We start from the raw sequence: 17,614 nt of genomic DNA, 5'->3' as shown, positions 1-17,614 counted from the left end.
GCGTTGACCTTCCCTACTTGTTCCCGGCGCTGTGTTCTTGACAGGGCGTCTTTGACGCTGCCTCGACACGGTGCGGTCATCGTTGACCCGCTGCGGCCTGGGCTGGCTTTGGCACCGTGACGAGATGAGATCCGGTTGCCGCGCCTTCAACGAGCCAGTTCTCTCGGGCGCTCTTAAGTGGGTTGAGCCTCCGCATGGAAGCTGATGCGTAGGGTAGCGTAAACAGTTGCCGTCCGTCAAAACTCGTTCACGCTGGACGTGCCGCAGTCAACTCGCTCCGGTTACAGGCCTGTCAGGCAAAGAGGCGCTACCCCAAGTACTTTCCTTCAATTGAAAGCGCCCATTGGTGACGCATTGAGCCGATTTCACTGAGGTAGTCTAGACAACTAATGAGAATCAGATGTCATGGTGTTTCGGTTTTTCCCGTCATTAACCTCTTTGTAGTGTCCTAATTGATTCCTTGTTCTCACTGCCTGAAAAATGCCATTGGCGGCCGCATTTCTTCACGCTGCGCGCGCATTCGCCTCATACAATTGCTCCGTTCGAACAGCCAGAAGACAGGTCGATCCTGTCCAGGATTAAGAGGAGCACCCATGAATAAGAAATTAGCGGCCACCACCCTGCTTGGCCTTTCCCTCCTGGCCGCCTGCGGAACCAACCCGGCGCCCACCCCCAAGCCCACCACCCCTACCGACTTCAGCAGCCTCAAGACGCTGAACCCCGGCCAGCAGGACACCATCAACACCAGACTCAAGGTCAACGTGGTGTTCGTCGGTTACCGCCAGACCCTGCCCGGCCAGGTTCCCACCGCCCGCCAGATCGAAACCGCGGACTTCCAGCAGACGCTGCCCAAGACCTACAACTCCATTGCCCGCATTCCCAGTGCCTACGGCCGCACCGAGTACACCGGCAACTCCTTCGATTACCAGTACAACTACGTCTTTGCCGACAAGGCTTTCGAGGACGACTACTTCGCTTTCCTGAAGGCCAAGGGCAAGGAAGCCCCGCTGACGGTGCAGCAAAAACTGTACAACTGCCAGGATGATGTCGATCCCAAGACGGGTGCCCCCACCTGCAAAACCCCGGCCGGCAACATCAACCGCGTGATCGACGGCAACTTCGAGGTCGACGCCAACGAAGTCGAGAACTGGCTGGCCGATCATGTCAGCCGCGTGGGCGTGAAGCCCGGCGAGTACACCGTGTTCCTGGTGAACTGGTATGACCGCCCCGACTTCAAGTTTCACAGTTACACCCGCCTGGACGCCGGCGACACCGACACCGGCACGAAGTTCGGGGCGCGTGGCAGCCGCCGCCTGACTGCCTGGGGCGGCACGGTGCGCGAAAATGCCGCCGCGCAGCGCGTATGGTTCTATGACCTCTCCGCCAACCCGGATCCCTGGACGCAGGCCTACGACGTGACCAACAGCGACGTGACCGGCGACAAGAAGGCCGATTACCGCATGCCGCCCATCTGGGAGTACGGCACCCGCAAGGCCAGCCTCGGCTACAGCCGCAAGGTCAGCCCGGATCTGGCGCTGGTGACCCGTTACGTGGCCCTCAACCTGCTGTTCACGCCCAGCCCCATCTACCGCGTGGCCCTGACGCCGCCCGAGCTGCCCAACGACATCGTGCTGGATTACCACGTCGAGCAGGGCGCCAAAGCCAGCGGCATCGACAAACTGCTGAACAAGACGCTCAGCCAGCAGCGCTTGCAGGTGCTGCAACCCTTCGCCAAGCTGTCGTCCAGCGAGAAGACCACCGCCCTGAGCGGCGACCTGGCGGACGTGTACAAGTGCTTCATCGTGACGCCCGAGAAACCCGAGGACATCTGCTCCCCGAACTTCGCGGATGCCAGCGGCGAACGCCTCTTCCAGTTTGCCCTCAAGGAACTGCGCGAATCGTACAAGACCAACCCTGGCAAGTACCTGCTGCCCATCTACCTCTTCAACGACGACGCCGACATCAACGAGGGCCTGCTGGGCATCGCCTACGACGACGGCGAAACCGGCACGCAGACCTTCGTTTACTCCTTCCTGAACCCCTCGCTCAACGATGCCGGCTTCGGGTTTACCGACACGGCGGTGCATGAGGCCGGTCACCACTTCAGCCTGTCGCACCCCCACGACGGCTACGACAGTGAAGAAGACCTGTCCTACGGCCCCAGTGGTCAGTTCCGCTTCGTCGACCTGGGCGACGAGAGCAACTCGGTGATGTCGTACATGAGCATCCAACCCAACTTCAGCCAGTTCAACCTGGACAGCCAGTACCGTTACCTGACCGCCGCGTACCTGAACAACACCAACGCCATTCTGGAACTGGCCCGCCGCGCCGGCAAGGAAAGCGCCCTGGCCTCCACCGCCGTGGCCGCCGACAAGGTGTTCGCGCAGGTGCAGGGCAAGTACGACGCCCTGGCTTACCTCGACGCCGCCAGGCTTGCACACGACGGCTACCGCCAGGTGCTGAATGCCGCCAAGACGGCCGGCGTGAACGTGCAGCCGTACAAGTGGTACGAGAACCTCAACGGCCTGTCCACCTCTACCGGCGCCAAGGCCCGCTACAGCTCCACTTTCCTGCCGCAGAAGGGCGCGGTGATCTTCCCCGAGGAGACCGAACAGCAGCGCGCCAACCGTCTGGCTCCCTGAGCATTTGACCGAAGCGTCACCGTTTTGACGCTGGCGGGGAAAGTTGCCGGGAGGCCTTTCCCCGCCAGCCCTTTTTCGTTCTCAGGAGATAAGAATGTCCCCGCTTCTTTTCAGCTGGTCGTCAACTGGACGGCTTAAGCTGGGCAGTATGACGCGCCGTATTCGCTTCGCCCAGCTGATGCCCCTGCTTCTGGGTTGCGGGGTGTTCCCGGAGGTGTCCGCCATGACCCCAACCACCCCGCCGTCGCAGGCCGACCGCATTCAGCGGCAACAGGGCCAGGGCACCCGCTGGTGGCCCTCGGACACTCCCGGCCCCCGGACACCCGCCGCGCCCACCGGCCACGAGACCCTCAGCCTGCCCACGCTGGACTTGCTCATTACCCTGCGGCTCCTGCGCGATCAGGTGAAGCAGGGAAACATTCAGCCCACGCCGGCGGCCAGCGCGGCCCTGCGGGAGCTGCTGCCTGGCCTGCTGCGGGAACCTGCACTGGGCAATCGCAAGGCTACCGATATGCGCTTGGCAGTGCTGGAAACGCTCTCTGCGGCGGACGTGGCCCTGCTGGAACGCCAGCGCGTGGCCCTGGAGCAGCGGGCCAGTCTGCTGCTGACCCGCGCCCGCATCGCCGCGCCGGATGGCCCTGTGAACATCACCGAAGTGCGCCTGGGGTTCATGGTGCCGGGTGGCACCGTCCTGGTCAAGGAACTGCGCCAGCAGCCCACCCTGAACCCGTACCGTCAGGCCGGCGCGAATGCCGCCCTGCTGCGCGAACTGCTGGCCCTGCTCAACCTCAACCGCTGAGCGGCTGACCTGCCTGGCTGGCACACTGCGGGCACCGGCCGTACAGCGTGACCTCGTGGGCCTCCACCACGAAGCCGCCGGGATAGACCGTGCCGCTGGGCAGGGCCACCGGGCAGGTGTGCAGCGTGAACACGCGCCCGCACACTGTGCAACTGAAGTGATGGTGGTGGCCGCGCCCGGACGCCTCATACAGCGTCTCGCCGTCCAGGATAACGGGGTGAATGCGGTGCTGCTCGGTCAGTAGCTTCAGGGTGCGGTACACCGTGGCCAGGCCCAGGGTAGGCAGGTCGGCGCGCGCCTGCGCCAGCACCTCGCTGACCGCGAGCGGCCCGGCGGCCTGCGTGATGACGCGGGCAATCACGTCGCGCTGGCGGGTGCTGCGGGTGGCGGTCATGCCCCCAGCTTACCAGAAGCCAGGAAGTGCTAAACGGGAGTGCCAAACGAAAAAAGCCCACCATCAGGGTGGGCCTCTCGGGATGGGCGGCCGCCCGCTTCAGTGGGCGTTGGGGTTGCGGCGCTCCTCTTCGGCAATGGGCGTACCGACCGCCTTGGCCTCGACCTGGCTTTCGGGCATGGGGATCACACCCACGTGGGCCGTCACTGGCGCAACCTGCGGGGCGGCAGGCGCGGGCGTCTTCAGGAAGCTGGCCACCGGTTCGGGCTGGTTGGCCGCCGGGCTGGCGGGCACCAGAACAGGTCTCGGGGCGGCAGACACCTGTGGCCTGGGCGCGTGACTCGCCGGCTGCCCGGCCTTCTCCAGCAGGTTGTTGGCGGCCTCTTCCAGCCGGGGCGTCACGACCTTTTCCATTACCTGCTTGAAAGCCAGGGTGCCCAGCGTGGCGATCAGCGCACCGCCCATGCCCTTGCCGCTCTGCTGCTGACTCTGGGCTTTCATCAGCCCCTTCTGGTGCTTCAGGGGACTTTCGGCGTCCACGTAAATTTTCTTGCTGCGCCGGAGCTGCCGGCCCAGTACCAGGCCCATCACGGCGCCGACCGCTGAAGCGCCCCCCAGCATCTTGAGGGGTTCTTTCTGCATCTGCACCTGCAAACTGGCCTGCTCGCTCAGGGCGTCAATGCTGGCTTTCAGGCGGGCGCGGGCCTCCTCCTGCTCGGTCATGTACCGCACCTCGGTGGGGTAACTTATGTCCTTCAAGTAAGTCGGGGGCAGCTGGGGGGGCTGGTCTTTCGGGTTTTCGGCCATCTCAGTACCCCTCCTTGCGCATGTCTTCCGGGTAGGTGGGCTTGGTGCTCACGCTGATGCCCGGGGTATCCTTGAGCGTCACCGGGTTGTGCAACTCGGGGTCGGCGTGCCCGTCGTTCAGCTTCTTGTTCAGACCGCTGCCGTAATACTGCGCCTCGCCGCTGGGTTTGCTTTCGTATACGGTGTGGTTGGCGCGTTCCACGCTGGAAGCAGAATGACCGATCACGTCATCGCTGGGAAAGCGCATGTCCTTCACGTACACCGCCTCCGGGTGCTTTTCGGCGGCGGTCGCGGCCGTTCCAGCGGCGATGGCTGCCCCCACCGGCGCAGCGGGCGTGGCCGGAACGCTGCTCTCCGCTTTGCTGAGCGGCACCGGGTGGCGGGGCATTTCAGTGTCCACGTGGGCGCTGAGTTTCTGCATGGCAAAGGCGATCAGAGCGCCCGCCAGCGCGAAGCTCAGCAAGGCGATGACCAGCGCCGCGCCCCAGGCCGGCAGCCACAGGCTCAGCAGATAAAACACCGCCAGAATCAGGAAAATCAGGCCCAGAATAATGGGGCCGGCGGCAGCCAGCATCAGGGCCACGCCCACCCCTTTGGCCTTGGCGACGTCACCGACCTTCTTACCGACGGCGTTGATCTCGGATTTGACAAGCACCACGCCGGCGTCGAAAACATCGACCAGTGCGCTCCCCATGGTTTTACGTTCTTCCATTCTTCCTCCCAGAAGACCCGCCCTGCGGCAGGGTTTAACGCCCCTAGCATAATGAAAAGCGTGAAAGGCACGCTACACAGCCAAGAAACCCTGAACGGCTCTCATGACCAGTGACTCGCCTCGGCTAAATTTGACTAAATCACTCGGATTAATTAGGATTACAATTCATGAAGAAAGCTATCCTCCTGCTCGGCCTTACCCTCACCAGCACCAGCCTCGCGCAGCAAAGCCTCACCATCTACTCGGGCCGCGCCAAGACCTTCGTGGAACCGGTTGTCCAGCAGTTCCAGCAGCAGACCGGCATTAAAGTCAACGTCCGCTACGGCACCGACGCGCAACTGGTCGCGGCCCTGCAGGAGGAAGGCAGCCGCAGTCCCGCCGACATCTTCTGGGGCAACAGCGTCGGCGCCCTCGGTGAACTCAGCGACAGCAAAAAATTCGCCAAACTGAGCACCAGCCTGTACCGGGGCGTCAGTGACGACTACGCGCCCAGCAGCAAAGACTGGCTCCCCACCACCGTCCGTTTCCGCGTCCTCGCGTACAACAACACCAAACTGAAACCGGCGGACCTGCCCGACAGCGTTCTCGACCTGCCCAAGAAAACCAACCTGAAAGGCCGTATCGGCTGGACGGTCAGCTACCCCAGCTTCCAGGATTTCCTGGCCGGCATGATCGCCAAGCACGGCGAAGCCACCACCAGGGCGTGGCTGGAAGGCATGAAGGCCCTGCAACCCCGCGACTACAAGACCAGCAACGTCGGGATGCTCGAAGCCATTCGCGCCGGAGAAATCGACGTGGGCCTGACCAACCACTACTACATCCAGCGCGTCAACCGCCTCAGCTACCCCATCGACACGCACTTTTTCAAGGCGGGCGACATCGGCAACCTCGGCAACGCCACCGGAGCCGCCATCCTGAGCAGCAGCAAGAACCGCGCCGCCGCCACCCGCTTCCTGCAGGCCCTGACCGGCAAGGACGCCCAGACTTTCTTCCTCAGCGTCAACTTCGAGTACCCGGTCATCGGGAATATCCTGCAGCCCACCACCATGCTGCCCTACAACGACGTGGTGAAACGCAGCCCCAAAGTCGAGCCCTCGGTGCTTCCCAAAAACATCGAAAAAGCCCAGAAGCTCCTGCGCGACGCCGGACTGCTGTAAAAACACACAAATGAAAGCTCCGTCGAGAAGAAGGCGGAGCTTTTGCGTATCGGGAACTTTCCGCTTGACTCGGTTGTCTGCCTCCCGTGACCTTTCACTCAACTCGCTGACAGTTCTCCCGAAGAAGCGAAATTCACTGGCTGGGCAGAAATTTTTTGCTCTTGTCGGCTGCGTCCTTCCAGCTCGACCCATTGAAGAGAGCCCGATCTCTTTTCCTAACCCATTAACCTGATCAAGTTAGTCTGGTATCTTTGGTGACTTGATGCGCCGTATTCCGCCACATCTGCTTTTGCCAGCCTTGTTGACGGTGCTGGGCGTGCTGTTGCCGATCTGTTATCTGCTGCTGCGGGCAGTCAGTGCGGACGCCGGCGAGTTGCGGGAGATTGTGTTTCGTTCCCGCAATCTGGAGTTGGCGTGGAACACCCTTGTTTTAACAGTGGCGACCCTGGCGGGAACAACGGCGCTGGCGTTGCCGTTGGCGTTTCTGGCGGCACGCTCCACCTTCAGGCCGCGCCGATTGCTGGTCTTGCTGGGAACCCTGCCGCTGGCGCTACCGGGATACGTGGGCGCTTACGCCCTGGTGGCCGCGACGGGCTATGGGGGCGCCCTGGACACGCTGCTGGGCCTGAAGATCACACCACCCAGCGGGTTTCTGGGGGCACTGGGCATCCTGACGCTGTTTACGTTTCCATACCTGTTCCTGAACTTGCACACGGCCCTGCGCACACTGGATCCGGCCCTGGAAGAAGCCGCGCGGCTGCTGGGGCGCACGCCCTGGCAGACCTTCCGTGAAGTGACGTTGCCGCACCTGCGCCCCGCCTGGCTGTCCGGGGCACTCCTGATTGCCCTGCACGTGCTGGGGGATTTCGGGGTGGTGTCCCTGATGCGCTACCCGACGTTCAGCGCCGCGATTTACCAGCAGTACACCGCCGCTTATGACCGCGTGTACTCGGCCTGGCTGGGCCTGTTCCTGCTGGCGTTCGCCGCCCTGGTTCTGTGGCTGGAAGCGCGACTGATGCGGAACGTGATGCTGGCGCGCGTTTCCCCCACCACCGCCCGCCGCTCCGCTCCGGTGCGACTGGGCGCGTGGACGTTGCCCGCGTGGGGGCTGGCCGGGAGTATTGGCGTGGCCGCGCTACTCATTCCCATCATGACCATCGTGTACTGGACGCGCACCGAGTTGAATCCCTGGGCGCTGAGCAGCCTGTGGGCCTCCGTGAAATCCGCTGCGGGCGCGGCGGCCCTGGCGGCCCTGACCACCACGGCGTTGGCGTTTCCGCTGGCTTACATCGGGAGTCGGTATGGAAACACGCCGCGCAGCGGCAGGCTGGCCCGACTGACGGAACGGGTGGCTTATCTGGGGTACGCCACGCCCCCGCTGGCGTTCGCCCTTGCCCTGATTTTCTTCACGCTCGGGGTCGTGCCGGGCCTGTACCAGACCTTCACGCTTCTGATTCTGGCTTACACGCTGCACTTCGTGGCTGAAGCCATTGGCCCCCTGCGCAGCGGGCTGGTGACTGCCACGCCACGGCTGGAGGAAGCCGCCCGCGTCCTGGGGTACAGCCCCCTGCAAACCCTCTGGAGCGTCACCCTTCCCCTCCTGAGGCCGGGCCTGCTGACCGGCGCGGCGTTCGTGTTTCTCAGTGTCCTGAAAGAACTGCCGCTGACGCTGCTGCTCGCGCCCATCGGGTTCGAGCCCCTCTCGCGTAACCTGTGGACGTACACCGAAGAAGCCCAGTACGCCAGCGCCGCCCCCTACGCCCTCGCGCTCATTGCCTGCGGGGTCGTCACCACCCTTCTGATTGGCCGGAGAAACGCATGAGCACCCTTCCCCTGACCCTGGAGCCACTGACCCTGGAGAACGTCACGCGGCGCTTCAGTCCCCACCTGCCGCCCGTCATCGACCGCCTGAACCTGTCGTTGCAACCGGGGGAACTGTTGACCCTGCTCGGCCCCAGCGGGTGCGGGAAAACCACCGCCCTGCGCCTGATCGCGGGCCTCGACACGCCCGACGAGGGGCGCATTCACGTGGCCGGGCGCGAGGTCACGCAACCCTTCATTCCACCGGAGAAACGCGGGGTGGGGCTGGTGTTTCAGGATTACGCGCTGTTTCCTCACCTGAACGTCCTGCAAAACGTGCTGTTCGGGCTGAAGCATTTGCCGCGCGCCCAGCGCCTGCCGCGTGCCCGGGAAACGCTTGCCCTCGTGGGTCTGACCGTGTTCGAGGGCCGCGCGCCACACCAGCTGTCTGGCGGGCAGCAACAACGCGTCGCGCTGGCCCGCGCCCTGGCCCCACGGCCCGCGCTGCTGCTGCTCGACGAACCGTTCAGCAACCTGGACGCCCAACTCCGGCACGCCACCCGCCAGGACGTGCGGCACATCCTGCGGCAAAGCGGAACCGCCGCCATTCTCGTTACCCATGACCAGGAGGAGGCCCTGGCTTTCAGTGACCGCGTGGCCCTGATGCGGAGCGGCACCATAGAGCAGATAGGCCCACCCACCCACGTTTACGGCCAGCCGGAAACCGCCTTCGTCGCCAGTTTCCTCGGGCGCAGCAACCTCATTTCCGGCACGGCGCAGGGCCAGCAGGCGCACACCCTCCTGGGCCACCTGCCCCTGCACGAACCCGCCAGCGGCCCGGTCATGCTCAGCGTCCGGCCCGAACAACTGATGTTCACCCCGCACGGAACACCCGCCACCGTGAAAGCCCGCGAATTCGGCGGGCGAGACACCCTCTATCACCTGCAGATCGGTGAACAGGAACTCCTGATGTTCACCAGCGACCCGCAAGTCCACCGGGAAGGAGCGAGCGTGAACATCAGCGTCCAGGGCGCGGCCCGGATTGTTCGCTGAGTCTCTTGCCGAGGCCCAGTTACAGAAAGGCAAAGCACCTTGTCCTCTGCCTCTTTCAACACTGAGATGATGCGCCTCTCTCACGGGCGATCTGCATGAAGGACACCATCGACCTGCGCCGGGGTTGCTACCATGGGTGGCGTGAATGCCGCCCGTCTGTTCCTGACGCTCATTTCCGGCCTGTCCACCGCGCTTCTGGCTTTCGCGGTCATCTACGTCCGGGGCGACGCGGGGGGCGTAATGATGTTCCTGCGGGAACGCGGGAAATTCAAACGCCTGGTGACCTCCGGCGCAGCGGCCGAGCAGATTGACGCGGCCCGCACGCACCTGCAACAACTGGCCGAGCGCCTCGCCGCGCCTGACCTGGCCACACAGCTGATCCCACTGGAACTGCTGATCGGGGTGCTGTTCGGTGCCCTCGTCTGGTGGGCCTTCGGCCGCCGGGCCGCCCGCATGGACAGTGGCCGGGAGCGCCCGGACGTTCAGGAACGCATGGTCATTCGCTTCGCGCACCGCGTGGGCCGCCCCTTTACCCTGCGCGACCTCAGCGACAGGAGCCCGCTGAACGCCGAGCAGGCCAGCCTCACCGTGAGCGCCATGCTGGAACGCGGTCAACTGCGCCGTGAAGGCGAAGGGTACGCCCTGCCGTGACCCCAGAAGACCTGGCCACCCTGCTGGACGAAGCGAACCACCACCCCTGGGAAAGCGTGAAAGCCGCCCTGAGCAAAGTGGACGGGCAACCTCACCCGCGCATCGGCTGGCTTACGGCCCATCTGGCAGAGACCAAGAGAAGGTACTGGCTTCTGGTGGCGGAAGTGGCTGGAAGCAGATTGCCCCCCGATGATGCTGGACTGACGCGCCTGATGGAATGGGAAATCGAGGCGGCCCGGGAACTTCCGGCTGAATCGCTGAACCTTTCCACTGCTTATGAGGGAATGGAATGGAGCGTCGCTTCACTGCTGCGCCTGAACGCCCGTCATACCGCGTGGCACGCTGGACAGATCGCGGCCCTTGCCCGGCGAATGCAGACCGCCTGATGCCCGACGAAAAACCGTTCCTGACCGAACCCAGCCCCGCTGGGGAAACCGGGAACGGTTCCGCCCCGGACGCCCTGTTCGACCTCGCCGTGAACCGCGCTGCCCTGGCCGTGCGCGGCAGCCCGCTGGAAAGCTGGCACGCCCGCACCCGCTTCGCCCGGCGCATTCCACTGGGTGAGATTAAAAAAGCACTTTCCACCAGACCGGGCAGCGGCGACTGGCACTGGCAAGGCGGGCCGAACGGCGCATGGCAAGAAGGGAAAGCGCCGTTTCCGTAAAGCCTCCTCATCACTGAACACCCGAATAGCGGGAGAAGAAAAAGCACTCCGGCCCTGATGTGAGCCAGCCGATGCTGTTCCGAGTGGCTGACGACTCGAACGGGAGGTTCATCAGTCGCCTCACCGAGTCAGCCTGGCAAGCAGCGGATCCGAGTCCCCTTAAAAGGGAAGCGAAAAGCAAAATTCACTGATCAGTCGCTCTCATTCCCTTGACCGTCGTCTCTGCCGCTATCTTCACTGCCCTGGTAATTTCACTTTGCGGCAGGTAGGGGAGGGCGGGGCGGTCTTCCGGCACGGCCAGCGCCACGGCCGGGTTGGCGGGAACGTGCAGGAAGCCGCAGGGAACGTGCGCGGCGTTCGTCTCGTTCAGGTAATGAAGGGCCTGGTACATCACGAAATTACAGAGGTACAGGCCCGCGGTGTTGCTGATCTGACCCGGAATCTCCGCCTCCCGCCACACTTGCAGGATGTTCCGCAGCGGCAGGGTGCTCAGGTAGGCGGCGGGCGCGGCCTCGTGCTCATGGGCCGGTGCGTCCCGGTAGGTGTTCCCGGCGTTGTCTGGAATGTTGAAGTCCATGACGTTCACCGCCACGCGCTCCAGTGAAACGTGAGGGCGTCCTGCCGCGAGGCCCGTCAGCAGCACCGCGTCCGGTGAAAGGCGGTCGAGCAGGCCCAGCAATTTCTGCGCGGCGGTTCGGGGTTCCACGGGCAGCAGGGCGGACACCACCTGGACATGTCCCAGGTTCGCCCCGTCCAGTTCCGACGCGGCGTTCGCGCTGGGGTTGTCCGGATGCGTGTGAAACGGCTCGAAACCAGTCAGGAGTAGCGTTGGCACACGGCCCAGCATACGCGCACGGTTGCCGCCCTGTTCGCCCGGTATTCTCGCTTCATGCCTGAGTTGCCGGAAGTGGAAACCACCCGTCGCAAAATAGAGCCGCTGCTGAAAGGCCGCGTCATCGAGCGCATCGAGCACGACGCCCCGCACAGGTACCGCAACACGGAGGCCGCGCACGGCAAACGCATCAAGGCTTTGACCCGGCGTGGCAAGTACCTGCTGTTGCAACTGGCTGCCGCCGACGCCGAGGGCGACGTGCCGCACGAGCTGGAACTCATCGTTCACCTGGGCATGACGGGCGGATTCCGCCTGGAACAGGGCAAGCACACCCGCGTCACGCTGCACACGGATGACGGCGTGCTGCACTTCGACGACTCGCGCCGCTTCGGGAAGTGGGCGGTGGTCGATCCTGGCAAGTACGCGAGCATGCCCACCCTCGCCGCGATGGGGCCGGAACCGCTTGAGGAGGCGTTCACCGAGGCAGAGTTTGTGAAAGCCGCCGCCACCTGCGGGGCCGTGAAGGTATGGCTGCTCTCGCAGAAACCCGTGAGCGGCGTAGGCAACATCTACGCCGACGAGAGCCTCTGGCTGGCCAGAATTCACCCGGCCCAGACGAAACTCCAGCCCGCCGAGGCGGGACGCCTGTACCACGCCATCCGCGAAGTGATGCAGGGCGCCGTGAACGCCGGCGGCAGCAGCCTCGGCAACGGAGTCGGGAATTACCGCCAGCACGACGGTCTCTCCGGCCTTTTTCAGCACCAGCACCACGCCTACGGCAGAGAAAATCAGCCCTGCGAACGCTGCGGCACGGAAATCAGGAAAATCGTGCTGGGACAACGCGGGACACATTTTTGCCCGCAGTGCCAGAAGTTGAGAGAATAGGCCCAGCATGACCGACTTGACTTCGATGCGGATTTCTTACACGCGTGACGCCCTGAGCCGTGACCAGTTGAAGGACAGCCCACTCGAGCAGTTTGGCGTGTGGTTCGAGGACGCCCTGCGTGAGGACGTGCCCGAGCCTTATGCCATGCAGGTGGCGACGGCGAACGCAGCAGCCCGCCCCAGCGTTCGCACGGTGCTGCTGCGCGGCGCGACCGAGGACGGCCTGACGTTCTACACGAACTTCGACAGTCACAAGGGACTGGATCTGGCGGAAAATCCGCAGACGGAACTGCTGTTCTACTGGGCACCACTGGAACGGCAGATTCGCGCTTACGGCACCGTTGAAAAAGTCCCCGACGAGGAAGCCAACCGTTACTTCCACGTTCGCCCGCGCGAAAGCCAACTGGCTGCGCACGCCAGTGATCCGCAGAGTGGCGTGGTGGAGAGCCGCGAAACCCTGGAAAAACGCTTCGCCGACTTACACACGCAGTACCCCGAAGGCACCGCCGTTCCTAAACCCGACTTCTGGGGCGGCTACCGTGTGACCGTGCATGAGTGGGAATTCTGGCAAGGCCGTCCCAACCGCATGCACGACCGCTTCCGTTATACCCGCGAAGGCGACGGCTGGCGCGTGGAACGACTGAAACCCTGACAGGCGCTCTGGCCGTCAATAAGGCGAACCGCCCAACCACTGAAACACTTCTGGCGTTTAGACGGTTCGGCAGTTAGATGGCTTGATTTTCTTCAGTACTTGTAGAAACCTTCGCCGCTCTTGCGCCCCAGCAGCCCCGCCTGCACCATTTTGCGCAGCAGGGGAGAGGGCCGGTACTTGTCGTCCCCGAGGCCCCTGTGCAGGACTTCCATGATGGCCAGGCAGGTGTCCAGGCCGATGAAGTCCGCCAGCGTCAGCGGCCCCATCGGGTGGTTCATGCCCAGTTTCATGATGCCGTCAATCGCCTCTGGTTCCGCGACGCCTTCCATGACGCACTGGATGGCCTCGTTCAGCATGGGCATCAGGATGCGGTTGCTCACGAAGCCAGGGAAGTCGTTGCACGCGAGCGGCGTTTTGCCCATCTTCTCGGCGGTTTGCGTGACCATTTGCGTGGTTTCGTCACTGGTCTGATACCCGCGAATGACCTCCACGAGCCCCATCAGCGGCACCGGGTTCATGAAGTGCATCCCGATGAACTTAGAAGGGCGGCCCGAAGCGGCAGCCAGCGCCGTGATGGGGATGGAGCTGGTGTTGCTCGCCAGAATGCCCTCGGGCTTCACGATCTGGCCGAGTTGCCGGAACAGTTCGTTTTTCACCTGTTCGTTTTCGACGATCGCTTCGACCACCAGATCGCAGTCGGCGAAGTCGTTCAGGTCAGTGGTGAAGTGAATGCGGCCCAGGACGGCTTCAGGCGAGTCGCTCAATTTGCCTTTCTCGTGCAGCTTGCCCAGGCTTTTCTGAATGACGGCTTTCCCGCGATCCAGAAATTCCTGTTTCATGTCCTGAACAACGACATCAAAACCACTCTGCGCCGCGACCTGCGCGATCCCACCGCCCATCTGACCTGCACCGATGACCCCAAATTTCATAACTGGAACCTCTCTTCCTCATTTAGATAAGTGAAGTTGGTTTTGGGATTTCGCATTTTTTCAGCGAGGACTCGGACAAAACCATTGACATAGATCACGTAATTTTCTTCGACTCCCTTCCTCTTTAGATTCTCAGAGAATTCCTCAATCACTTTTAAAAATTCTCTCTGGGTTTCAAGGCTGTAGTCTTCAATCCATACCCCGTGCATCAGGCTGCCTTCTTTGAGCAGGCGTAAAAGCTCAGAGCTTGCTCGCAAATCCTCTGCGAATCCGAGGATGCCAGCAAAAAACAGGTTGCTGAATTGATAGTGGTTCTCCGAATTTGCATCATCCAAAAAGACAAAGACCGTCACACTTCACTCCACCAGGGGCACGCCCTCCAGTTCCAGGCTTTTCCCGCGCTTCACTGGATGGAAGGCGGTGTACTTGTAGCGGGAGCACCCGTGTTTCACGAAGGGGTCTTCATCAAACAGTTCCATGAGTTGCTCGACGTGCTCGGTGCGGGCCACCAGGATGCCGCCGGTGTTGTCCACTTTGCGCCCGCTGGTGAGAAAGAGGCCGCTCCTGTAGTGCTGATCGAGCCATTCGCGGTGCTGCGGGGTGATTTTGGCGATTTCATCGGCGGGTTTCAGGTACGTGCTTTCGATGATCCAGAGGGTCGTCATGTGCTTAGCCTAACCGTTTCACAGCCAGGGCGAGGCCGTTGCCGCCGCCCATGCACAGGGTGGCAATGCCGGTTTCCTTGTCCTGCTGCTTCAGGGCGCTCAGCAGCGTGACCAGAATGCGTGCGCCGCTCGCGCCGATGGGGTGGCCCAGTGCGACCGCGCCGCCGTTCACGTTCACGCGGGCCGCGTCCAGACCCAGTTCGCGGCTCACGGCGAGGCTCTGCACGCTGAAGGCTTCATTTAGTTCCCACAGGTCGACGTCGCCGGCCTGCCAGCCGAGTTTCTGCAGGAGTTTCTGGGTGGCGGGCACGGGCGTCATCATGACCCATTCGGGGGCCAGGCCGCCCGTGGCGTAGTCGATGATTTCCGCAATGGGCGTCAGGCCGTGCGCCTGGGCGAATTCCTCGCTGACGACCATCAGGCTGGCGGCACCGTCGTTGAGCCCGGGGGCATTCCCGGCGGTGACGCTGCCCTCCTTCTTGAAGGCAGGTTTCAGTTTGCCGAGGGTTTCCTCGCTGGTGTCACTGCGGGGGCCTTCATCGGTATCCACGACCACGTCACCCTTGCGGCCCTTCACCGTCACGGGAACGATTTCGTCTTTGAAGCGGCCTTCCTGCTGCGCGGAAACGGCTTTCTGATGGCTGCCCATCGCGTAGGCGTCCTGTTCCTCGCGCCCGATACTGTACTTCTCGGCCACGCGCTCGCCGGTCAGGCCCATGCCCTCGTCGTTGATGGAGCACCACAGGCCGTCGTGAGTGTTGGCGTCCAGCACCGTCTGGTGGCCCAGGCGGTAACCCTTCCTGGCCCCTGGCAGCAGGTGGGGAGCGTTGCTCATGCTTTCCATGCCGCCCGCCAGAACGGCGTGCTGATCCCCGGCCCGGATGCTCTGCGCGGCCAGAATCACGGCTTTCAGGCCGCTGCCGCACACCTTGTTGATGGTCAGCGCGCCGACCTCGTGGCTCAGGCCAGCTTTCAGGGCCGCCTGCCGCGCCGGGTTCTGGCCGCAGCCGGCCTGCACGACCTGCCCCATGATGACTTCCTCGACCAGTTCAGCCGGGGCGCCGCTGCGTTTCAGCGTTTCGGCCAGGGTGATGGCCCCCAGATCCACGGCTTTCACGTCAGCGAGTGCACCCAAAAATTTCCCCGTCGGCGTGCGGGACGCCGCCACAATCACAGCTTTCGACATACGTTTAGTTTACGGGAAGGGCCTAACGGGTGTTAGGAACTGAGGGCGTGACGGCCCACTCCTGACGGCCCACTCCTGACGGCACAGTCCTCACAGCCCAATCCTCACAGTACAGCCCCCTCCACTCATTCCCCTTCCCAGTACAACCTCTGCTCGAAAGCGCCACGGTCTCTGGCTTTCTCGGCGCGGAAGTAATCGAGTTGGCTTTCGGTGACGCCGTCCAGTTTCGCCAGCGCGTACACGACCTCCAGAATGTCCGCGAGTTCCATGACCTCGCCGCCCTCCAGGTACTCCTGCACTTCCTCCTGAAGTTTCTGGCGCAGCGCGGTCTCGAAGGCGTCGTCGTCAAGGGGACGGTGCGTGCCGGCCTGGTCGCCCAGCAGTTCGGGAATGCGGTCGCGGATGAGTTTGCCCATGTCCTCAGGGTACAGGGTGGTTTCCGAATCTGGTTGACGCCGTGCGCCAGAGGTCCCTGCCCAGGTCGGGCCTGGTGACGGACTCAGCTGTGGGAACCGACTTGAGTCTGGGCACGTATGCTGCTTTCAGAATGACCTGGCCTTTTCTCGTTTTTCTGGTGGTGTGGCTGGTAGGCGTGATATGCACGTTCCTGCCGGTGGTGCCGGCCACCCTGATCATTTTCGCGGGGGCGCTGGTGGCGGTTCTGATGGACGGGTATCAGGCCGCGCAGGATCTGACCGTGCTCCTGACTTTCGGGCTGGTGGCAATTCTGGCCCTGGTCGTCGACAACCTGGCGGCCTCGTGGGGAGCCCGCAAATTCGGGGGCAGCAAGGCGGGCATGTGGGGTGCCCTGCTGGGCGGGCTGCTGTCGTTCTTTATTCCACTGCCGCCTTTCAACCTGCTGATTGGCCCGGTGGCGGGGGCACTGATTGCCGAACTGCTGTTCGAGCGCAAACCCTTAAACGAGGCGCTGGCCTCTGCCTGGGGCACCTTGGTCGGCCTGCTCTCGGGGATCGCGGCCAAACTGGCGCTGCACGTTCTGATCGGCCTGTACGGTCTGTGGCACTTCTGGGGCCGGTAAGGAAGCAGCCGCTTTTCCGCCCCGGTCTTTTTACGCGTACTGATTTTCCCAGATCAGGTCGCGCAGCACCCAGCCGCTGCCCTGAAAGCGCAGGCCGCTCTGAATGGCCTGCAGCAGATACTCGCGCACGATATTCACGTCCTGCGCCAGGTCGACGATCTCGCCCAGGTTGCGCTCCCCGTCGAGCAGCAGCGTTACCGGGTGATCGGTGGCGTACTGCGAATCGGGATTGATCAGCAGGCCGAACCACGCGAACCGGTTGGTGGGGCGCAGCCGGCGGCTCCGGACGTCCTCGGCGACCTGCTGCGACAGTTCCAGCAGCGGGCGGTTGCTTTTGCGGGCAGCGGCGCGAATGCTGCGGCCCCCATGCTCGTTGAAGAGGGGCAAGTCCCCGCTGAACAGGCGGCTGGGACTGCCGATGTACGTGCAAACCTCCGCCCACTCGTCGCTGACCCTGGCCCACTCGGTGGTGAACATGTCGTAAGGCGCCAGCGGCTGCCCGGTCACGCCGCGCTGCCGGAACTGAAACTTTCCCCGGGTGGGCAGCAGCGAGCAACTGTGCAGGGCGTCGGTGCCCAGCCAGTCCAGAATTCCACCGGAAACGATCTGGCCCTGCTGGAAGGCAATGGTGAAAGGCAGGTCACTCTCGACCTCCAGCACGCCAGTCTGCCGGGTCGCGTGGATCAGTTCCAGCAGGCCGAGAAGGGGAAGATCAGAGAGCAAACCCTGCATGAACGGGCTCAGTTT

General features: G+C 63.4%; 21 protein-coding genes and 1 riboswitch. Of the genes, 11 read left to right on the top strand and 10 right to left on the bottom strand.

The annotated features are described in order from the left end of the window. Positions 1 to 85: 85 nt before the first annotated feature. Positions 86 to 183, bottom strand: a riboswitch (SAM riboswitch). 410 nt (positions 184 to 593) lie between these two features. Further along, the gene (locus E5Z01_RS03150) at positions 594 to 2,642 is read left to right on the top strand and encodes a zinc metalloprotease (RefSeq protein WP_135228034.1); all 2,049 of its coding nucleotides are present in this window, start codon (positions 594 to 596) and stop codon (positions 2,640 to 2,642) included. A gap of 148 nt (positions 2,643 to 2,790) precedes the next feature. After that, a complete protein-coding gene (locus tag E5Z01_RS03145) occupies positions 2,791 to 3,441 on the top strand; it encodes a hypothetical protein (protein ID WP_135228033.1) in 651 nt (216 codons plus the stop codon). Here the strand turns inward: E5Z01_RS03145 and E5Z01_RS03140 are convergent. The 3 genes from E5Z01_RS03140 to E5Z01_RS03130 all read right to left on the bottom strand — a co-directional run bounded on the left by E5Z01_RS03140 (position 3,431) and on the right by E5Z01_RS03130 (position 5,354). Next, complete coding sequence (locus E5Z01_RS03140; protein ID WP_135228032.1) at positions 3,431 to 3,835, bottom strand: Fur family transcriptional regulator; 405 nt, start codon at positions 3,833 to 3,835, stop codon at positions 3,431 to 3,433. The two genes, E5Z01_RS03145 and E5Z01_RS03140, sit on opposite strands and share 11 nt — an antisense overlap. 99 nt (positions 3,836 to 3,934) lie before the next feature. Continuing rightward, positions 3,935 to 4,642 carry a hypothetical protein gene (locus E5Z01_RS03135; protein WP_240738155.1) on the bottom strand — a complete coding sequence of 236 codons (708 nt, stop codon included), beginning with the start codon at positions 4,640 to 4,642 and terminating at the stop codon, positions 3,935 to 3,937. Between the two features lies 1 nt (position 4,643). Continuing rightward, the gene (locus E5Z01_RS03130) at positions 4,644 to 5,354 is read right to left on the bottom strand and encodes a phage holin family protein (protein WP_135228031.1); all 711 of its coding nucleotides are present in this window, start codon (positions 5,352 to 5,354) and stop codon (positions 4,644 to 4,646) included. Positions 5,355 to 5,521: 167 nt separating this feature from the next. On the opposite strand from E5Z01_RS03130, the gene E5Z01_RS03125 reads away from it, so the two are divergent. The 6 genes from E5Z01_RS03125 to E5Z01_RS03100 all read left to right on the top strand — a co-directional run bounded on the left by E5Z01_RS03125 (position 5,522) and on the right by E5Z01_RS03100 (position 10,679). Next, positions 5,522 to 6,511, top strand: coding sequence for an extracellular solute-binding protein (locus E5Z01_RS03125; RefSeq protein WP_135228030.1), 990 nt, complete (start codon positions 5,522 to 5,524; stop codon positions 6,509 to 6,511). A gap of 262 nt (positions 6,512 to 6,773) precedes the next feature. Further along, complete coding sequence (locus E5Z01_RS03120; protein ID WP_135228071.1) at positions 6,774 to 8,333, top strand: ABC transporter permease; 1,560 nt, start codon at positions 6,774 to 6,776, stop codon at positions 8,331 to 8,333. Beyond that, entirely contained in the window at positions 8,330 to 9,364 is a 1,035-nt protein-coding gene (locus E5Z01_RS03115; RefSeq protein WP_135228029.1) for an ABC transporter ATP-binding protein, read from the top strand. The genes E5Z01_RS03120 and E5Z01_RS03115 overlap by 4 nt, the downstream gene beginning before the upstream one ends. A gap of 132 nt (positions 9,365 to 9,496) precedes the next feature. Further along, positions 9,497 to 10,015 carry a hypothetical protein gene (locus E5Z01_RS03110; protein ID WP_167757745.1) on the top strand — a complete coding sequence of 173 codons (519 nt, stop codon included), beginning with the start codon at positions 9,497 to 9,499 and terminating at the stop codon, positions 10,013 to 10,015. After that, positions 10,012 to 10,401 (top strand): hypothetical protein, encoded by a 390-nt coding sequence (locus E5Z01_RS03105; protein ID WP_135228027.1) that lies wholly within the window; start codon positions 10,012 to 10,014, stop codon positions 10,399 to 10,401. Before E5Z01_RS03110 ends, E5Z01_RS03105 begins: the two co-directional genes overlap by 4 nt. Continuing rightward, positions 10,401 to 10,679 (top strand): hypothetical protein, encoded by a 279-nt coding sequence (locus E5Z01_RS03100; RefSeq protein WP_135228026.1) that lies wholly within the window; start codon positions 10,401 to 10,403, stop codon positions 10,677 to 10,679. Before E5Z01_RS03105 ends, E5Z01_RS03100 begins: the two co-directional genes overlap by 1 nt. 184 nt (positions 10,680 to 10,863) lie before the next feature. On the opposite strand, the gene E5Z01_RS03095 is transcribed toward E5Z01_RS03100, so the two are convergent. Next, the gene (locus tag E5Z01_RS03095) at positions 10,864 to 11,514 is read right to left on the bottom strand and encodes a pyroglutamyl-peptidase I (protein ID WP_135228025.1); all 651 of its coding nucleotides are present in this window, start codon (positions 11,512 to 11,514) and stop codon (positions 10,864 to 10,866) included. Between the two features lie 54 nt (positions 11,515 to 11,568). Here E5Z01_RS03095 and E5Z01_RS03090 point away from each other — a divergent pair, with 54 nt between their 5' ends. Then, a complete protein-coding gene (locus tag E5Z01_RS03090) occupies positions 11,569 to 12,396 on the top strand; it encodes a DNA-formamidopyrimidine glycosylase (RefSeq protein ID WP_135228024.1) in 828 nt (275 codons plus the stop codon). 7 nt (positions 12,397 to 12,403) lie between these two features. Then, positions 12,404 to 13,048 carry a pyridoxamine 5'-phosphate oxidase gene (pdxH, locus tag E5Z01_RS03085; RefSeq protein WP_135228023.1) on the top strand — a complete coding sequence of 215 codons (645 nt, stop codon included), beginning with the start codon at positions 12,404 to 12,406 and terminating at the stop codon, positions 13,046 to 13,048. Positions 13,049 to 13,140: 92 nt separating this feature from the next. Here the strand turns inward: pdxH and E5Z01_RS03080 are convergent, their stop codons facing one another. The 5 genes from E5Z01_RS03080 to E5Z01_RS03060 form a co-directional block, all read right to left on the bottom strand. Next, positions 13,141 to 13,977 carry a 3-hydroxyacyl-CoA dehydrogenase family protein gene (locus E5Z01_RS03080; RefSeq protein WP_135228022.1) on the bottom strand — a complete coding sequence of 279 codons (837 nt, stop codon included), beginning with the start codon at positions 13,975 to 13,977 and terminating at the stop codon, positions 13,141 to 13,143. Continuing rightward, positions 13,974 to 14,330 carry a hypothetical protein gene (locus E5Z01_RS03075; RefSeq protein WP_135228021.1) on the bottom strand — a complete coding sequence of 119 codons (357 nt, stop codon included), beginning with the start codon at positions 14,328 to 14,330 and terminating at the stop codon, positions 13,974 to 13,976. The genes E5Z01_RS03080 and E5Z01_RS03075 overlap by 4 nt, the downstream gene beginning before the upstream one ends. A gap of 3 nt (positions 14,331 to 14,333) precedes the next feature. Then, positions 14,334 to 14,642: a YciI family protein gene (locus E5Z01_RS03070; protein WP_135228020.1), complete on the bottom strand. Its 309-nt coding sequence runs from the start codon at positions 14,640 to 14,642 to the stop codon at positions 14,334 to 14,336. Positions 14,643 to 14,646: 4 nt separating this feature from the next. Continuing rightward, positions 14,647 to 15,828: a thiolase family protein gene (locus E5Z01_RS03065; protein ID WP_135228019.1), complete on the bottom strand. Its 1,182-nt coding sequence runs from the start codon at positions 15,826 to 15,828 to the stop codon at positions 14,647 to 14,649. A gap of 125 nt (positions 15,829 to 15,953) precedes the next feature. Beyond that, a complete protein-coding gene (locus E5Z01_RS03060; protein WP_135228018.1) occupies positions 15,954 to 16,244 on the bottom strand; it encodes a nucleoside triphosphate pyrophosphohydrolase in 291 nt (96 codons plus the stop codon). 131 nt (positions 16,245 to 16,375) lie between these two features. Here E5Z01_RS03060 and E5Z01_RS03055 point away from each other — a divergent pair, with 131 nt between their 5' ends. Continuing rightward, positions 16,376 to 16,867, top strand: coding sequence for a DUF456 domain-containing protein (locus E5Z01_RS03055; RefSeq protein ID WP_135228017.1), 492 nt, complete (start codon positions 16,376 to 16,378; stop codon positions 16,865 to 16,867). A 30-nt stretch (positions 16,868 to 16,897) separates the two neighbouring features. Here E5Z01_RS03055 and E5Z01_RS03050 read toward each other — a convergent pair whose 3' ends face one another. After that, the gene (locus E5Z01_RS03050) at positions 16,898 to 17,599 is read right to left on the bottom strand and encodes a DUF4388 domain-containing protein (protein WP_135228016.1); all 702 of its coding nucleotides are present in this window, start codon (positions 17,597 to 17,599) and stop codon (positions 16,898 to 16,900) included. Positions 17,600 to 17,614: the final 15 nt, after the last annotated feature.

The organism is Deinococcus fonticola (assembly GCF_004634215.1).
GTDB lineage: Bacteria > Deinococcota > Deinococci > Deinococcales > Deinococcaceae > Deinococcus > Deinococcus fonticola.
The sequence above is the reverse complement of the archived record's forward strand: the minus strand, read 5'-3'. Positions and strand labels throughout refer to the sequence as shown.